We start from the raw sequence: 15643 nt of genomic DNA, 5'->3' as shown, positions 1-15643 counted from the left end.
CCCGACCCAGGTGACCTCGGTGTGCTGTGACATGTCCCCGGCGTTCATCCGTGGCGTCACCGACCACCTGCCCGAAGCCGAGATCACCTTCGACCGCTACCACGTGGTCGCCCAGCTTTCCGACGCGGTCGATCAGGTCCGGCGTGGGGAACGCAAGGCCAACCCGGAGCTGACCCGCACCCGCTACATCTGGCTCAAGCGTCCCGCCAACCTCACCGCCCGGCAGGCCGAGACGCTGGCGTGGCTGACCCGACCGTCGTCGCAACTGGCCACCGCCCGCGCCTACCGCTGGCGGATGGACTTCGACGGCTTCTACGACCAGCCTCCCGGCCTGGCCGAGGCCTACCTGACCCGCTGGTGTCGCGGGGCGATCCGCTCCCGGCTGGAACCGATCAAGACGTTCGTGCGCATGGTGCGGGCCCACTGGGACGGGATCCTGCGCTGGCATGTGACCCGGTCGTCCAACGGCATCCTCGAGGGCACCAACTCGCTCGTTCAGGCGGCCAAGCGCAAAGCTCGCGGCTACCGCTCCAAGACCAAGATGATCACCATCGCCTACCTCATCGCCGGACGGCTGCCCCTACCCACAATCCACACGATCTAGCGAGGAGCCCACTTCTTCATGTGGTTCCCCTGTGGGTTCGTGTACGGGGGGTGGTTTCGCCATTGGGCTCCCCACGGATCCGGCGACCAGACTCGATCCGTGGTTCGCGGCCCTCGCTCCCGCGCTGGTGTTGCTGACAGGAGGGAGCATCCCGACCGAACGGCCCCGGCCGCATCATCAGTTCTGTTGAAACCACGACCGGATCGGGCCCACCGCGTGGCCGACCGAGAACCGGAGAAGCGCCTGGCAACGACGGGGCGACCGGGTTCGCAGGGACCGACAGCGCGACGGGTCAGGTGGCCAGCGGGGGATCCCAGCCGGCGTCGCGGGCCTTCGCGGTGGCGGCGAGCTGGGAGGTGACGCCCAGCTTGGTCAGGATCGCTCGCACCTGGGTGCGGACCGTCGCGACGGTCACGTGGGCCGCCCTGGCGACCTCGTCGACCGAGCGGCCGTGCATGAGCTGACCGAGCACCTCGGCCTCTCGCTGCGTCAACGCCTCGAATGGTGCCGATCGGCGTCGTTCACCGTCGCGGTGCTCGCGCAGCAGCGCGAGGTGGTCGTTGCGCTCGGCGGGGGAGAGCAGCGTCCCCTGGTCGACCGCTCGCTCGATCGCGCCCACCAGCTCGTCGAACGAACCGGACTTGCTCAGCACACCGATCGCCCCCGCGGCGACGCACTCCGCCCGGCGCACCGGATCGGAGACGCCGGTCACCATCACCACGCGTACGTCAGCTGCCGCCAGTGGCTCCACCAGCGGCAGCCCGGTGCGGCCCCCGCCGAAGTCGAGGTCGAGCAGCACCAGGTCCGGCTCCGTCGCGGTGACGGCATCGAACAGGTCGTCGTTCGTGTGGGCCGGGTCGATGACCGCGACCGCCGTGCCACGCGCCGTCAGCGCTGCCGCGACCGTCTGCGCGATCAGCCCGTGGTCCTCGACGATGGTCACCCGTCGCACGTCGGGTTTCTCCCCCATGTAGATGATGCGGTCCAGTCTCAGAGCGTGCTTCGATGCGGTGTGGACAGCTCGACCCCGCCCCGCTTGCGCATCGCCCTCTCGGTGGTGCCGCCCCTGCTCGCCGACAGCCTGCGGGTGCTGCTCGTCGACGAGCGAACCGATGTGACCGTCATCGTAGACGGGGCCAGTGACCGGTACGACGTGGCGCTCGTCACCCCGGGCACGACGCCGGTCGACGCCGATGTGACGATCGTGTTCGACGACGATCCGCAGGCGCGCGGCGGTGGGGTGCTCCACCAGGGCCCGGTCGCCACGCACCTCGGTGACGTCCACGAGGTGGTCGCAGCCATCCATCACTTCCACCCGGGCGCGACGGTCGCCGACGAGTAGCGCTCCGCAGCGCCCCTGGCTCTCACCCTCCGCCTCCGGCTGTGGCCGACGGGAACGTGGCCACGAACCGTGCGCCACCGCCGGTGGGGTGCTCGTGGCGCAGGTCGCCGCCGAGGTCGCGCATCGTCCGTCGAGCGATGTGGAGGCCGAGGCCTTCACCGGCGGAGCTCGGCGACAGTCGGACGCCGCGCTGGAAGATCGACTCCTCCTCGCCGATCGGCACACCTGGGCCGTGGTCCCGCACGCTGAGGACGACCTGGTCGCCCTCGTTGCGGACCTCGATGTCGATCCGGCCGCCGCGGGCGCCGGAACCGTGGACCTCGGCGTTGCGGAGCAGGTTGTCGACCACGCGGCTGATCGCCGAGCGGTCGCTGCGGATCTCCGAGGTGATGAGGCTGGCGAGCCGCAGCTCGACCGACAGGTCCCGCGCACGCGCGAGCCCGACCTGTTCACGCACCACATCGGCCAGGTGAAGGACCGGCGTTCCGTGGTCGCCTGGCCCGGCGGACGTGACCCCCCGGCCGTCGCTCGCCCGGGAACCGCTCGCGTCGCCAGCCGGTCCACCTGGGCTCGCCGCCGGTGCGTGGTCGCGGAGCATCATCCCGCGCAGCTCGGCGAGCTGGTTGACCACCGTGGCGGTCAGCTGCTCCTGGACCTCCGGTGACAGCTCCTCGCCGTGGCGTTGGAGCGTCAGGGTCGCGCCTTCGATGGCCATGAGCGCGTTGCGGAACTCGTGGTCACGCTCGGCCGCCTCGGAACGCTGGTCCTCCTCGCCACGCTGCTGGCGCAGCAACGCGTGGTGCAGCTCGGCGCGGCGGGACGTGGCGAACGTGGCCAGCGTCGTGACCGTCCCGCCGGCGGCGAGGGCGAGCGCCCCGAACCGCACGGTCGACGACGGGAAGGCGAGCGCGAGGTCGCCGACGCTCTCGATGAAGCGCACGACCTCGGCGGCCGCGATCCCCGCCACCGCCCACTGCGTCCAACCGGGCAGGTAGGCGCGGGCGCCGGCCGAGCGCACCGCGACGTTGATAGCGACGACGACCCACCAGGTGACGGCGAGGATCCGGACCACCGGTACCCAATCCTGACCAGGGACGGGGAGCCAGACGAGGGCCAGCAGCACACCCCAGAGAGCGAGCGTGGCCAGCGCCGCCGACAGCAGATCGCGTCCGGCCCTCGCCTGGGTGTCGACGTCGGGGCCGACGGCTGCCCACAGCAACCACGCGGCGGAGCTGGCGCCGAAGGCAGCCTGCAGCAGCCACGGTGCGGAACCGGGCGTCGGACCGACGAGGTCGAGCGCGACGACGCCGGCCAGCGCCCACGCCGCTGTCGCGATGCGGCAGCCGCGGACCTCACCGGTCACCCGCCACAGCCCGGTGGACGCGGCCGCGAACACCACCGTGAGCACCAGAGCCGCGACCTGGAGGTGGCTGGTGAACGGCAGGAGCGCCTCGCGGAGACCCGTGTCGACCGCGAGCAGACCCACGATGATGGCCAGTCCCAGCAGGCCGAGGCCGGCGCCCGACCACGAGCGGGCGTCGGTGCCGTCGCTGAGCGGTGGCCGCCGATCCGGGCCCCGGTACCGGTCACCCCGGTCCACGCGCTGGCCACGCCACGCTCGGCCCCTCGAACGGCCGTCGCCTCCAACTGCCGGATCCACCACGTCCCTCTGCACTCGTGCACGCCCCTGAACGTCCGCCCCGGAACGTCCCCGACACGTTGTACCGGAGGACCCTGACACGAACGCGGCGACGGGGAACCCTGAACACGGACGCTTCGACGGTCACCTCCGGCGCCCCTGCCTCCCATCGGCCAGCTGGCGCCCGCCTACGCTCGGCGCCAGGAGGGGCCGGTGCAGCGACGTACCGACCCGCGATCGGAGGAGGCGCAGCGTGAGCGAGGTCGTCAGCTACGAGGTCGTCGACCGGGTCGCCCACGTGACCATCGAACGGCCCGAGGTCAAGAACGCCATGAGCCTCGAGGTGTTCGACCAGCTCACGGACCGGGCCGAACAGGCTGCAGCGGACGATCGAGTGGGCGCCGTCCTCGTCCGCGGGCGTGACGGGGTCTTCAGCTCCGGGCTCGACGTGAGCGTGTTCGCCGCGCACGACTCGGCCGAGGATGGTGAGGAGGAGCTGACGGGGGAGGGGTTCATCGCCCGCCTCCAGCGCGCCTTCACCGCCTACGAGGACATCGACAAGCCGACCGTCGCCTGCATCGAGGGGTACTGCTTCGGTGGCGGTATCCAGCTCGCCGCCGCCTGCCACCTGCGCGCTGTGGCACCGGACGCGCAGCTGTCGGTGCTGGAAGCGAGGTGGGCGCTGGTCCCCGATCTCGGCGGCTCGTGGCGCCTGCCGCGCTTGGTCGGGCTCGGTCGTGCGACGGAGCTGACGCTCACGGCTCGGCGGGTCGACGCTGACGAGGCGCTGGCCATCGGGCTGGCCGAGTGGCGGCTCGGTGGTGACGACCCCGTCGCCGACGCGCACGAGCGAACCGCCGCGCTCGCCGCAGGTCCTGGTTCGGTGCGCCGGGCGCCACGCCTCCTGCGCGAGAACCTCGAACGCGACCGTGCCGCCGCGCTCCGTGTCGAGGCCGAGACCCAGCTCGCCTGCCTGTCCGGACCGGACTTCACCGAGGCGGTCACCGCCTCCCTCGAGCGGCGCGACCCCCGCTTCACCGGCGCCTGACCGACGCCCTCGCGAGCGTCCGGCCCCCGCTGGTCGACCGTGTGCGTCGCCGAGGGGGCATCGGTACGCTCGCGCGACGTCTTCCAGAGGATCGTCGATGCCGCTGTCGGAGCACGAGGAGCGCATCCTCGCCGAGATCGAGCGGCAGCTCGCCGAGGATGACCCGCGCTTCGTCGCCCGCTCGCGGCGCACCCCCGCCTCGCCTCTGGTCTGGCCCCGTCAGCGTCGACTGCGTGCAGCCATCGGCCTCGGGATCGTCGGCGTGCTCCTGGTGCTCTCGCTGGCGTTCACCTCGATCGGGGTGGCCGCCATCGGGATGGTCTGCATCCTCACCGCCATCGTGCTCGGTGCGACGGCCGTCCGTGAGCAGCTGGCTCCGACCCCGTCGCGGGCCGTCTCACCGGACGATGCCCCCTAGCGAGCCAGGTCACCCGCGACGGCCGGGGGCTCGCGAGATCACGGCCGCACCCGCGCGACGCGCGCTGGCTGCGGTGGTCTCCAGCGGCACCCGCAGCGGTGACAGCGCCCGGTCCCGGGGCGACACCGACGCCCGGAGCTCGGCCTCGAGGTCGGCCACGAGCGCTTCGGCCTCGGCGGCGATGGCCGCGTCGACGTCGCCACCGAAGGCGGCCGCCTGCGCGAGGGCGGCGAACCGGTCCCCGCCGGCGCTGACCCGCCCCTCGGCCTGCCAGCGACGCACCACCTCGGCGGTCGTCTCCTGCGGCGCCCGGCCGACGCCGTAGCGGCGACCGGTGGCCAGCAGCGAACGTTGGGCAGCGAGCACCCGCGCCTCGGGAGCGGTGTGGCCGGCCGCGCGGTCGCGGCGCGACAGCACGACCGTCCCGATGAGGGCCAGCAGGCCGAGGGCCAGCACCCACGGCCACCACGGGCCGCCGTCATCGGCGCCGTCCTCGGTCCCACTCTGATCGGTGCCGGGATCGGTCGGCGTCGCCGAGTCCGGGGCGGGGACGGGGTCCGGGGTGTCGGGGGTGGGGGTCTGTTGCTCACCGGTGTCGAGCTCGCCGAGCTCGCGGAGCCGGCGTTCGCGGAGGTTCTCGACCGGGGCGAGGTCCTCCTCGGTCGGCACGATCTGGGTCAGGTCGCTACGTGGCGTCGGTTCGAAGGTGATCCAGCCGTACCCCGGGAAGAGCACCTCGACCCAGGCGTGTGCGTCCGCCGTCGAGACGGTGTACTCGGTCAGCGGTTGTCCCGCGTCGGGATCGGCCGGATCGGTGACCGTGCCCGGCAGGAAGCCAACGGCGACGCGCGCGGGGATGCCGGTCGCGCGGAGCATCACGGCCATCGCCGTGGCGAAGTACTCGCAGTACCCGACCCGGTCCTCGAGGACGAACCGTTCGAGGGCCTGGTCGCCACGGAGGGCGGGGACGTCGAGGTCGTAGGTGAACCGGCCCCCGTCGGTGAACCAGTCCTGCAACGCCAGCGCCCGGTCGACGTCCGTGGTGGCACCAGCGGCCTCGTAGACGGCGCCCGCGGCCTCGGCCAAGCGGGCGTAGTCGCGGGGCAGCGCCGTCCACCGTGCACGCGTCTCCCCGTCGAGCTCGACGGCCCGTAGCTGGTCGATCGACGGCACGGGACGTTCGGCGTCGACGGCGTAGGTCGCACCCTCGGACACGCCGACGCGCGGTTGCCCGGTCAGGCCCTCACCTTCCGCCACGCTCCAGGTCGCCAGGAACCCGCCCTCGGTGGACCACACCATCTCGCCCGCGAGCTGGCCCCGGACCGTCACGGGTTGGTACGGCGTCGGGACGTAGATGTTGGCGAGGTCGAGGACCTCGACCTCGACGCGCGCCGTCGCCGTGGCGCGGGCGGGCTCCTCCGGAGGGAGGGGGCTATCAGCTCGGTAGAGCGACGACTCGGCCGGTTGGAAGCTGCCCGCTCCCGACGGTCCGAGCCGCCAGGTGCCCCCGTCGAAGCTGTCGAGCCCGGCGAGCCGGAGGTAGAGCCGTTCGCTCGAGCGGATGCGGAGCACGTCGCGTTCACCGGGCAGCTGTAGACGCTCGGTGACGTCGACGATCGGTTGGTACCCACGCGGCGACTCGGCGCCGCTGAGGTCGACCCACGCGGCACCGCCGTAGCCGGGCAGCAGCAACGGCGCGATGAGCGCGACCGACAGCGCGCCCGCTCCGACCGCCAACCCCGAGACCGTCGCCCGCGGCGTGTCGTCCTCACCGCCCTGCGGGGTGCTCAGCAGGAGCACGATGCCGACCGCCGCGAGGAAGGGCAGCGCTCGCAGCACCGCGCTGCCCGGGTCGTCCATCGGCACGGTCAGGGGCAGCGCCCAGAACACCAGGAACGGCACGAGCCCGGCGCCGGCCCGGCGGAAACGCACCGTCAGCTCGTGAGCGAGGTAGCTGGCCAGCCACGCGCCGGTGGCGATCGCCGCGGTGAACGCCGGTGTCGAGGCGACCGGTGCGATCTCGTCGCGCAGCCCGATCGCGGCCGCGTCGAGCAGATCGCGGAAGGTGGCCAGCGAGCTCGCGTCGGGCAGCAGACCGACGGAGGGCAGCGCTGTCACGTAGGTGAACAGCACGAGGCCCACCACCGAGGAGGTGAGCGCCGCGAACGCGCCACCGCCGACCCGACGGACGGCCCAGCCGACGGCGAGCGCCATCAGCCCGGCCGCGAGGGAGCGCCCCCGCCAGGTGTCGTCGACGAGGACGCGGGAGTAGGCCGGTGCGGTGGCGAACAGCACGAGGGCGAGCGCAGCGGCAAGGATCGTGTCGCGCATCAGCGGAGCCCGCCGCCGGCGGTGCCGGACATCGCCGGTCGGGCGACCACCAGTTCGCGCCAGTGGAGGTCGAGCCGGTCGCCCGGCCCGACGACGGTCACCCGCCACCCCGCAGCCCGCAGGCGGTCCGCCGTCGCGACCGGATCGACCACCTGCCGGGCCCCGCGACCGCCGTAGCGTTCCGCGTCGATCAGCAGCGCCACCCGGGATGTGAACGCACGACCGGTCCGCACGAGCAGCTGGAGCTCCACCGGGTCGGGGACGGTCAGGACGGCCACGAGCGCGCCATCGCCGGCCAGCCCCTGCCCGAGCTGTTGGAGGACAGCCGGCAGGTCCACCGGTCGCGGCTCGACGACCGCGAGGTGTTCGAGCCACGCTTCGGCGGACCGAGCGCGCGGGGCGGACGTGAGCGGTCCGTCGATGACGACCACGCCGCGACCACGGTCGGCGAGGTGGAAGGTGACCGACGCAGCGGCGGCGACCGCCGCCTCGATCGACGCTCCGGGTCCGTGCCCGTGGTGGCGATCGGCGCGTACATCGACCAGCACGCAGGCACGCGGATCCTGCGGCGCTTCGGCCTGGCGCACCATGAGCTTGCCGCGGTGGGCGGTCGAGGCCCAGTGGACGGCGCGCAGGTCGTCACCTTGCACGTACTCGCGGACCGTCGAGCGGTCCTCCCCGGACGCCAGTGGGCGGGGTGTGCCCTCGCCACCGGTCGAGTTCGCGCCCCCGAGCGGTAGTCCGGCGGGTAGGGCCCAGACCGGGGGGTAGACGATCACCTCGGCGGTCCCCGGCAGGTCGCGTGATCGGGCGATCAGGCCGAACGGGTCACGCAACCTCACCCGCAGCGGACCGACGGTGAAGCGCCCACGCTGCTGGCCCCGGAGCGGTGTGGTGAGGGTGACCCGGGCTCCGGGCGCCAGGGGGGGCACGGTCACCGACCCGCCGCCGCCGAGCACGAGCGGGAGGTGGTCGTGCAGCTCGAGCGTGGCCGTGGGCAGCCGGCCGGTGTTGCGGACGGTGACCTCCACCGCGGCCTCGGCGTCGAAGTGCAGACGACCCGGGCGCACGAACCGAACCGCGTCGAGCGTCGCCGAGGTCGTCCACACGAACAACAACGCGGCCGCGAGGAGCGCGAGCGCAGCGACGGCCGCGAGCTGGAGCTCGGCGACGCCGAACGCGCGGGAGGCGAGGTAGAGCAGGACGGCAGCGCCGACGAGACCCGACCCACGCTCGGTCAGCACTCGGGCTCCTACTCGGTCGGGGCCGGGACGCCGTCGATCACGTCGAGGATGACGTCCACGGGATCGTGCCCGGCGAGCTGCGCTTCCGGACGCAGGATGAGACGGTGAGGCAGCAGGTGCGGCGCGAGCGCCTTGACGTCGTCAGGGATGGCGTAGTCGCGACCCGCGACGGCGGCGGCGGCCCGGGTCGCGCGCAGCAGCGCCAGCGATGCGCGCGGTGACGCGCCGAGCTCGACCTCCGGGTGGGAGCGGGTCGCACGGCAGAGGGCGACGAGGTAGCGCTCGAGCGGTTCGGCGACGTGCACCTCGCGGATCGCCTCGATGGCGGCCGCGACCTCGGTGGCGTCGGCGACCGGTGCGAGCGAGGCGAGTCGGTCCCCGTGCCCGTGGGTGCGCAGGATCGCCAGCTCGTCCTCGGCGTCCGGGTACCCGATCGAGATGCGCATGAGGAACCGGTCCCGTTGCGCTTCGGGCAGCGGGTAGGTGCCTTCGAGCTCGATGGGGTTCTGGGTCGCGATGACCATGAACGGCGCCGCGAGCTCGTAGGTCGTCCCGTCGATCGTGACGGTCCGCTCCTCCATGCACTCGAGCAGCGCCGACTGGGTCTTCGGCCCGGCCCGGTTGATCTCGTCGCCGAGCACGAGGTTGGCGAACACCGGCCCCGGGCGGAACTCGAAGTGCCCGGTGTCGGGGGAGTAGACGGTGACGCCCGTCACGTCGGAGGGCAGCAGGTCGGGGGTGAACTGCACGCGGGCGACGCTGCAGTCGATCGAGCGGGCGAGCGCCTTGGCCAGCATCGTCTTGCCGACGCCGGGGACGTCCTCGATCAGCAGGTGCCCCTCGGACAGCAGCGCGATGATGGCGAGCCGTGCGACCTCGGGCTTGCCCTCGATCACCGCGCGGACGTTGGCCTCGATGCGCGCGATCGTCCCCCGCACCTGGTCGAGGTCGGGGCGGCTTCGCGTGCGGCGTGCGGTGGTCACCGGTGCCGGGTCTCCCCGTCGAGCCGGTGTCGTGTCATGACGCCGGCCGCCCTGGTCGCGGACATGGTCGTCCGCGGCCCCCTCGCTGGAGGCGGCGTGATGGTAACGGGACCGGCGGGTGCTGCCCCCCGGTGCCGGGCGCTACCGCGCGATGGTGCGGGTCGTTAGCGCGAGATCTTCCCGGCGTACCCACCCGCGTGCGCCGCCACCAGACCGTCATCGTCGGGGAAGGCCACGGTACGACCGTCGCCGGAGGCGAACGGGGACGGCATCGACAGGCGCGTGAAGACCTCGTCGGCGCAGCCCGGGCAGGTCACCCAGCGCTTCTCGACGCTGACGTCCACGCCGCTCTCGTCGGTGGCCTCGGTGGTGAACACCACCCGGCTGCCGGTGGCGGTCGTGTCGCAGCGGTCACAGGTGTAGGCCACGGGTCGTCTCCCTCGTCCCGGGGTCAGGCGATCCGACCTCCGGAGACGAGCCTGCCCGAACCTGACGTGACCGTCAACGAACTCGTCCGCGCCGAGCGTTCCCCACCAGCGGGCGACGACTACGGTCGTCGGTGCGCCACCGACCGGTGGACCACGCCAGGCAGGAGCGCGCGTGTCCGACGTCCCAGCCGTCCCTCGCACGTCGCGAGGTGAACGCACCGCCGCGCGCCTGCGGGACGCGGCACGCCAGGTCTTCGCCGAGCGCGGGTACGCGGCCGCACGGGTCGAGGACGTGGTCGCGGCTGCCGGGGTGAGCCACGGGACCTTCTACACCTACTTCACCAACAAGGCCGGTGCGCTCGACGCGCTGATCGACGAGACGGCCCGCGAGCTGCAGACCGTCGTCGAGGAACCGTGGGACGCGCCCGACGCGGCGCAGGCCATCGCGACCGTCATCGAGCGGTTCGTCGACGTCTTCGCGGACCACGCCGACGTCGTCGGCACCTGGCTCGAGGCATCCGCCCACGAGCCGCACTTCCGCCAGCGCCTCCGCGAGGTCCGCGACGGGTACATCGCCCGCGTGGCCCAGCAGCTCGACCCCGCCCTCGCCAGCACACCGCACGACCCGAAGGTCGCCGCGGCGGCCCTGGTGGCGATGGTGGAGGGGTACGCCACCCAGGGCCTGCGTGCGGACGATGCCGAGGACCGGGCGTCGCGCGTCCGCACCCTCGCTGCACTCTGGTTCGGTGGGCTGCTCGGGTTGACCCAGCCGATCGGCTGATCCCCCTACTCGTGTCCGGATAGCCCCGAGGCTGGCTGGTCGCTTCACCACCTGCGCGACGCTCCGCGGGTGGCGGTCGGCTCCGCGTTCAGGGCTGGGTCCGTGGGTGACCGCTCCGCGGGTGGCGGTCGCCTCCGCGGGGGGCGGTCGCCCTCCGGACTCGCTCGCTCCGCAGGTCATCGCTCCGCTCGACCTGCGAGCCCCCGCTACGGCGACCGCCACCCGCTGCGCTCCCTCGGCTCGGACCCCGCTCGCTGAGCGCTGATCGTTCCGCCGGGGCTCCAGGGCACTCCCTGGTGGTGACCCTCCTCCACCTCGCTCCCCTCGGGGTCGGGGTGTCCACCACTTCGCGCCACCTCGGGGCCGGTTTCGGCCTGTTCGGGGGTGTGGAGGGCTGGTCAGGGTGGTCGTGGGTGGGTGAGCGGGGGAGCGGGTGTGCGGGGGGTGTGGCGCTGGAAGTGGGGCTGACCTGCGGGAACTCTGGCGTACCGTTGACCGGGTGGGTGGTGTGCCGTAGAGTGGAGCGAAGTGGAGGGGCTTCCCAACCGGGGGAGCCCGACGACCCGCAGACGGACGCCGTGTTCCTCGGAGAGCACCAGCACACGCTGGACGCGAAGGGCAGGGTCATCCTCCCTGCCCGCTTCCGGGAGCGGTTGTCGAGCGGCCTGGTGTTCGCCCCGTCCCAGGACCGCTGCATCGACGTCTACCCCCAGACCGCCTTCGAGCGGCGCGTCGAGGAGCTGCGGTCCCTGCCCCGCGAGGACGAGCGCGCCCGGCTCTACCTGCGGGTGCTGCTCGCCGGTGCCCAGCAGGAGACCCCGGACGCGCAGGGTCGGGTCGTCATCCCGACCCGGCTGCGCGACTACGCCGGGCTCGACAAGGACCTCACGATCAACGGCGCCGACGAGAAGGTCGAGATCTGGGACCGGACCGCGTGGGAGTCCTACCGCGGGGCCGCCGAGGACGCGTTCGCCAACTTCTCCGCCCCGTTCGCCCCGTGACCGCCGCTCGTCCCGCCCCCACGCGTGCGACCTCCGTCCCCACGCGACGACCGATGTCCGCCCCGATCCCGGCCGAGGAGCGCCCCGTGCTGCAGACCGTCACCGACCTGCTCGCCACCGTGCAACGGCTCCCCGAACCCGACCGCAGCGCCGCCCGCGCCCGCATCGATGACGCCGTGCGGGGCGATGCCCGGAGCTGTCGCGCCGCCCTCGGCGCGCTGGCGCTCGACCTGGTCGACGCCGCCCCGGCGCGGCCGGTCCGACCCGTGGCTGCCTCCGCGGCGTCGCGGCTCACCGTCCGTGTGCACCAGTTCGACATCGATCTCGACCGCGTGCCCACCGCCGCGTCCGCCTGAGCCCCGAGGTGCCCGTGTCCGCCGCCCCCCGCCCGCACGTGCCGGTCCTCCTGGACCGGATCGTCGGACTGCTCGCGGACGCTCCCGATGGGGTCATCGTCGACGCGACCCTCGGGGCAGCGGGACACGCCCGGGCCATCACCGAGGCGCGCGCCGACCGGTACGGCCGAGCCGTGCTCGTCGGGCTGGACCGCGATCCCCTCGCGCTCGACCTCGCTCGCGATCACCTCGCCGACCTCAGCGCCCGAGATGGCGTGGACGTCCACCTGGTGCGGACCCGCTTCGACGGGATGGCCGACGCGCTGGATGAGCTCGGCATCGATCGGGTCGCCGGCGTCCTGTTCGACCTCGGCATCTCGTCGATGCACGTCGACCGCGCCGAGCGCGGCTTCTCCTACCGCCAGGAGGGTCCGCTCGACATGCGGATGGACCCCGACGGCGCGACGACCGCGGCCGACCTGATCGACACCCTGTCCGCGGTCGAGCTGTCGCGGATCATCCGCCGCTTCGGCGAGGAACCGATGGCCGACCGCATCGCGCGCGCCATCGTCGCGGCCCGGCCCCTGACCACCACCACGGCGTTGGCCGAGGTCGTGCGCGACGCCATCCCGGCGGCGCGGCGCCGCACCGGTGGACACCCCGCGACGCGGACCTTCCAGGCCCTGCGCATCGCGGTCAACGGCGAGCTCGACGCGCTCGAGGCGGTCCTGCCGGACGCCATCGCGCAGCTCGCCCCCGGCGGCCTCGTGGTCGCCCTCAGCTACCACAGTCTGGAGGACCGCAGCGTCAAGCGGGCCTTCGTCGACGCGGCCCGCGGGTGCACCTGCCCCCCGGGTCTCCCGGTGTGTGCCTGCGGCCGCGTCCCCCTCGTCGAGCACGTCGTCCGCAAGATCGAGCGTCCGAGCGCCGCGGAGGTGGCGACCAACCCCCGCGCCTCGGCCGCTCGCCTGCGGGCCGTGCGCCGACTCGACACCCCCGTCCAGACCCCCGAACCCACCGAGGTCCACCGATGAGCGCCGTCGCCCCACCACGGGCTCGCCAGCGTGTCGCGCCCCCCGCACGACGCGCACAGCAACGTCCGCAGCTCCGGGTGGTGCAGCCCGCTCGTCCCGTCCACACTCTGGCCTACGCGCTCGCGACGATCATCGTGCTGGCCGGAGCGATCTTCGGGACGGTGACGCTCAACGCGCTGGCGGCCGGGCAGGCGGTCGAGGCGCGTCAGCTCGAGGCCCGCGTGACCGAGGGCGAGCGTGCCTACGCGCAGCGTCTGGTCGACGTCGCCGCACTCGAGGACCCGGCGCGCATCCGCGAGGCCGCGTTCGATCTCGGGCTCGTCCCCTCCGGTCCGTCCCGGCACCTGGCGTTGACCCGTGCCCTGCCGGCCGACGGTGCCGTCACCGAGGCACTCCCCGGCGACGCTGCCGATCCGCTCAAGCCCGTGCTGTCCGCGAACCGTTAGCACGACCTCCCGGGGGAAGATGTGACCGAACCGCACCGCCTCGCCGCACGTCCACGACACACCATCGCCCGGCGAGGTGGCGACGTCACCGCCGTCCACCGTCTGCGGTGGCTGCTCGTGATCTACCTGCTGATCGCGGCCGTCGTGGTCGCCCAGCTCGTGCGTGTCCAGGTCGTCGACGCTCCCGGCTACGCCGATCTCAGCGCGTCGCAGCGTGCCCGCGTGATCGAGCTGGCTGGGGAGCGAGGACGCATCTACGACCGGGACGGTGACGTGCTCGCCACCACCGTGCAGGCGGCGACCATCTACGCCGACCCCCGTGCCTTCCGTCCGCGCGAGACGCCCGACGGTCTGATCGTGCCACCGGCGGCCGATGCCGCGACCGTGGCTGCGCAGCTCGCCCCCGTCCTCGCCCGTGACGCGGCCGACATCGCCGCCGCGCTGACCGGTGACGGGCACTTCGCCTACCTCGCCCGGCAGCTCGACCACGAGGTCGGTGTCGCGGTGCGGGAGCTCGAGCTCGACGGCATCGGCGTGATCGCCGAGCCGAAGCGGGTCTACCCGGCCTCCGGCCTCGCTGGCCAGGTCGTCGGGTTCACCGGCATCGACGGTGAGGGCCTCCAGGGCCTCGAGGCGCGCTACGAGGACCTGCTGCTCGGCCGGCCCGGCATGCTGACCCTCGAACGGGCACCGGGCGGGTTGGACATCGCCTCGGGCACGCGTGAGCTGATCCCGTCCGAGCCCGGGACCGACCTCGTCCTCACCCTCGACCGTGAGGTGCAGCACGCCGCCGAGCGTGCCGCGGTCGCGGTCACCGAGGAACACGGTGCCGCCGGCGCGTCGGTGCTCGTCCTCGAGGTGGGCACCGGCGACGTGCTCGCGATGGCCTCCGCGCCGACCTTCGACCCGAACCGGCGAGGTGACACCGACCCGGCCACGTGGCGCAACCGTGCCGTGACCGACGTCTTCGAGCCTGGATCGGTCCAGAAGGCGTTCACGATCGCGGCCGCGATCGAGGAGGGGCTCACCCACGAGGACGCGGTCCTGCGCGTCCCGTCCAGCATCACCGTGGCCGACAAGACGTTCACCGATGCGACGCCGCAGCCGACCTCCGACTGGTCGCTCACCGAGATCATGGAGCGCAGCTCGAACGTCGGGACCATCGCCGTCGCTCAGCAGCTCGGCGAGGACCGGCTCGATGCCTACCTGCGTTCGTTCGGTCAGGGCAGCTCGACGGGCACCGGTTTCCCCGGTGAGTCCGCCGGTCTGCTCAGCCCCGTCGATCAGTGGTGGGGGACCTCGCTGCCGACGATCGCCATCGGCCAGGGCGTGGCCACGAGCCTGCTCCAGCTCGCCAACGGCTACGCGACGCTCGCGAACGACGGGGTGGCCGTGGCCCCGCGCATCGTGCGGGGCACGGTCGGCGAGGATGGGCGGCTCACGCCCGCCGCGGATCCCACCGAACGGCGGGTCGTGTCCGACGAGACGGCCCAGCAGGTGCAACGGATGCTCGAGCGGGTCGTGTCGGGTGACGACGGGACCGGCCACCGTGCTGCCGTGGACGGGTACCGGGCCGCGGGCAAGACCGGGACGGCGCGGAAGCCGAGCCCAGACTCGCGCGGCTACTCCGGTGAGTACATCGCGACCTTCGTCGGGTTCGCCCCCGCCGAGGACCCCCAGCTCGTCGTGGCCGTCATGGTCGACGACCCCGGGCCGGTCTACTACGGCGGGTTGGTGGCGGCACCGGTGTTCTCCGAGGTCATGGGCACGGCCCTCGCCAGCCGCCGGGTCCTGCCGGACAGCGCCGGGACCTCGCTCGAGGAGGCCATGGCGGCGGCGCGGGCAGCCCGTCAGGCGGCCGAGGTCCAGGCCGCGGGACGAGCAGCGGACCCGGCGGACGACTGAGCCCCTGGGCGTCCGTGCGGGCGTCTCCGGGTGCGTGGGGAGGGCGGTCCCGGCCGTTACGCTCCGGCGGCCCACCTCGCACGATCCGTCACCGTTCTGCCCTC

General features: G+C 73.3%; 16 protein-coding genes. 10 read left to right on the top strand and 6 right to left on the bottom strand.

All coding sequences use genetic code 11. From position 1 onward, the window contains the following. Positions 1 to 604 (top strand): transposase (locus WEB03_RS00480; protein ID WP_368069009.1); only part of this gene is annotated, 604 nt, incomplete at its 5' end. A gap of 292 nt (positions 605 to 896) precedes the next feature. On the opposite strand, the gene WEB03_RS00475 is transcribed toward WEB03_RS00480, so the two are convergent. Next, entirely contained in the window at positions 897 to 1547 is a 651-nt protein-coding gene (locus WEB03_RS00475) for a response regulator (protein WP_368069008.1), read from the bottom strand. Between the two features lie 69 nt (positions 1548 to 1616). On the opposite strand from WEB03_RS00475, the gene WEB03_RS00470 reads away from it, so the two are divergent. Continuing rightward, complete coding sequence (locus WEB03_RS00470; protein WP_368069007.1) at positions 1617 to 1946, top strand: hypothetical protein; 330 nt, start codon at positions 1617 to 1619, stop codon at positions 1944 to 1946. A gap of 22 nt (positions 1947 to 1968) precedes the next feature. Here WEB03_RS00470 and WEB03_RS00465 read toward each other — a convergent pair whose 3' ends face one another. Next, entirely contained in the window at positions 1969 to 3546 is a 1578-nt protein-coding gene (locus WEB03_RS00465; RefSeq protein ID WP_368069006.1) for a sensor histidine kinase, read from the bottom strand. 292 nt (positions 3547 to 3838) lie between these two features. Here WEB03_RS00465 and WEB03_RS00460 point away from each other — a divergent pair, with 292 nt between their 5' ends. Continuing rightward, entirely contained in the window at positions 3839 to 4633 is a 795-nt protein-coding gene (locus WEB03_RS00460) for an enoyl-CoA hydratase/isomerase family protein (protein WP_368069005.1), read from the top strand. 97 nt (positions 4634 to 4730) lie between these two features. Beyond that, on the top strand, positions 4731 to 5051 hold the full coding sequence (locus WEB03_RS00455) for a DUF3040 domain-containing protein (RefSeq protein WP_368069004.1): 321 nt from the start codon (positions 4731 to 4733) through the stop codon (positions 5049 to 5051). Between the two features lie 9 nt (positions 5052 to 5060). On the opposite strand, the gene WEB03_RS00450 is transcribed toward WEB03_RS00455, so the two are convergent. The 4 genes from WEB03_RS00450 to WEB03_RS00435 all read right to left on the bottom strand — a co-directional run bounded on the left by WEB03_RS00450 (position 5061) and on the right by WEB03_RS00435 (position 10037). Then, positions 5061 to 7382, bottom strand: a complete 2322-nt coding sequence (locus WEB03_RS00450; protein WP_368069003.1) for a transglutaminaseTgpA domain-containing protein — start codon at positions 7380 to 7382, stop codon at positions 5061 to 5063. Then, the gene (locus tag WEB03_RS00445; protein ID WP_368069002.1) at positions 7382 to 8626 is read right to left on the bottom strand and encodes a DUF58 domain-containing protein; all 1245 of its coding nucleotides are present in this window, start codon (positions 8624 to 8626) and stop codon (positions 7382 to 7384) included. The genes WEB03_RS00450 and WEB03_RS00445 overlap by 1 nt, the downstream gene beginning before the upstream one ends. 8 nt (positions 8627 to 8634) lie before the next feature. Next, positions 8635 to 9564, bottom strand: coding sequence for an AAA family ATPase (locus WEB03_RS00440; RefSeq protein ID WP_368069010.1), 930 nt, complete (start codon positions 9562 to 9564; stop codon positions 8635 to 8637). Positions 9565 to 9773: 209 nt separating this feature from the next. Next, on the bottom strand, positions 9774 to 10037 hold the full coding sequence (locus WEB03_RS00435; protein WP_368069001.1) for a hypothetical protein: 264 nt from the start codon (positions 10035 to 10037) through the stop codon (positions 9774 to 9776). A 172-nt stretch (positions 10038 to 10209) separates the two neighbouring features. Between WEB03_RS00435 and WEB03_RS00430 the strand changes: the two genes are divergently transcribed. The 6 genes from WEB03_RS00430 to WEB03_RS00405 all read left to right on the top strand — a co-directional run bounded on the left by WEB03_RS00430 (position 10210) and on the right by WEB03_RS00405 (position 15539). Then, positions 10210 to 10818, top strand: coding sequence for a TetR/AcrR family transcriptional regulator (locus tag WEB03_RS00430; RefSeq protein WP_368069000.1), 609 nt, complete (start codon positions 10210 to 10212; stop codon positions 10816 to 10818). A gap of 578 nt (positions 10819 to 11396) precedes the next feature. Beyond that, positions 11397 to 11819 (top strand): division/cell wall cluster transcriptional repressor MraZ, encoded by a 423-nt coding sequence (mraZ, locus tag WEB03_RS00425; RefSeq protein ID WP_368068999.1) that lies wholly within the window; start codon positions 11397 to 11399, stop codon positions 11817 to 11819. 86 nt (positions 11820 to 11905) lie between these two features. Next, complete coding sequence (locus WEB03_RS00420) at positions 11906 to 12175, top strand: hypothetical protein (protein ID WP_368068998.1); 270 nt, start codon at positions 11906 to 11908, stop codon at positions 12173 to 12175. Positions 12176 to 12189: 14 nt separating this feature from the next. Further along, positions 12190 to 13188 (top strand): 16S rRNA (cytosine(1402)-N(4))-methyltransferase RsmH, encoded by a 999-nt coding sequence (rsmH, locus tag WEB03_RS00415; protein ID WP_368068997.1) that lies wholly within the window; start codon positions 12190 to 12192, stop codon positions 13186 to 13188. Continuing rightward, entirely contained in the window at positions 13185 to 13634 is a 450-nt protein-coding gene (locus WEB03_RS00410) for a hypothetical protein (protein ID WP_368068996.1), read from the top strand. Before rsmH ends, WEB03_RS00410 begins: the two co-directional genes overlap by 4 nt. 21 nt (positions 13635 to 13655) lie before the next feature. Continuing rightward, on the top strand, positions 13656 to 15539 hold the full coding sequence (locus WEB03_RS00405) for a peptidoglycan D,D-transpeptidase FtsI family protein (protein WP_368068995.1): 1884 nt from the start codon (positions 13656 to 13658) through the stop codon (positions 15537 to 15539). The last annotated feature ends 104 nt before the right edge of the window (positions 15540 to 15643 follow it).

The organism is Nitriliruptor sp. (assembly GCF_040882075.1).
GTDB lineage: Bacteria > Actinomycetota > Nitriliruptoria > Nitriliruptorales > Nitriliruptoraceae > Nitriliruptor.
This window is presented reverse-complemented; position numbering and strand designations above follow the sequence as displayed.

What these genes read in the sequence shown, in the direction of transcription:
- WEB03_RS00450 (WP_368069003.1), bottom strand. Translation starts at nt 7,382, where the DNA reads ATGCGCGACACGATCCTTGCCGCTGCGCTCGCCCTCGTGCTGTTCGCC.
- WEB03_RS00410 (WP_368068996.1), top strand. Translation starts at nt 13,185, where the DNA reads ATGAGCGCCGTCGCCCCACCACGGGCTCGCCAGCGTGTCGCGCCCCCC.
- WEB03_RS00455 (WP_368069004.1), top strand. Translation starts at nt 4,731, where the DNA reads ATGCCGCTGTCGGAGCACGAGGAGCGCATCCTCGCCGAGATCGAGCGG.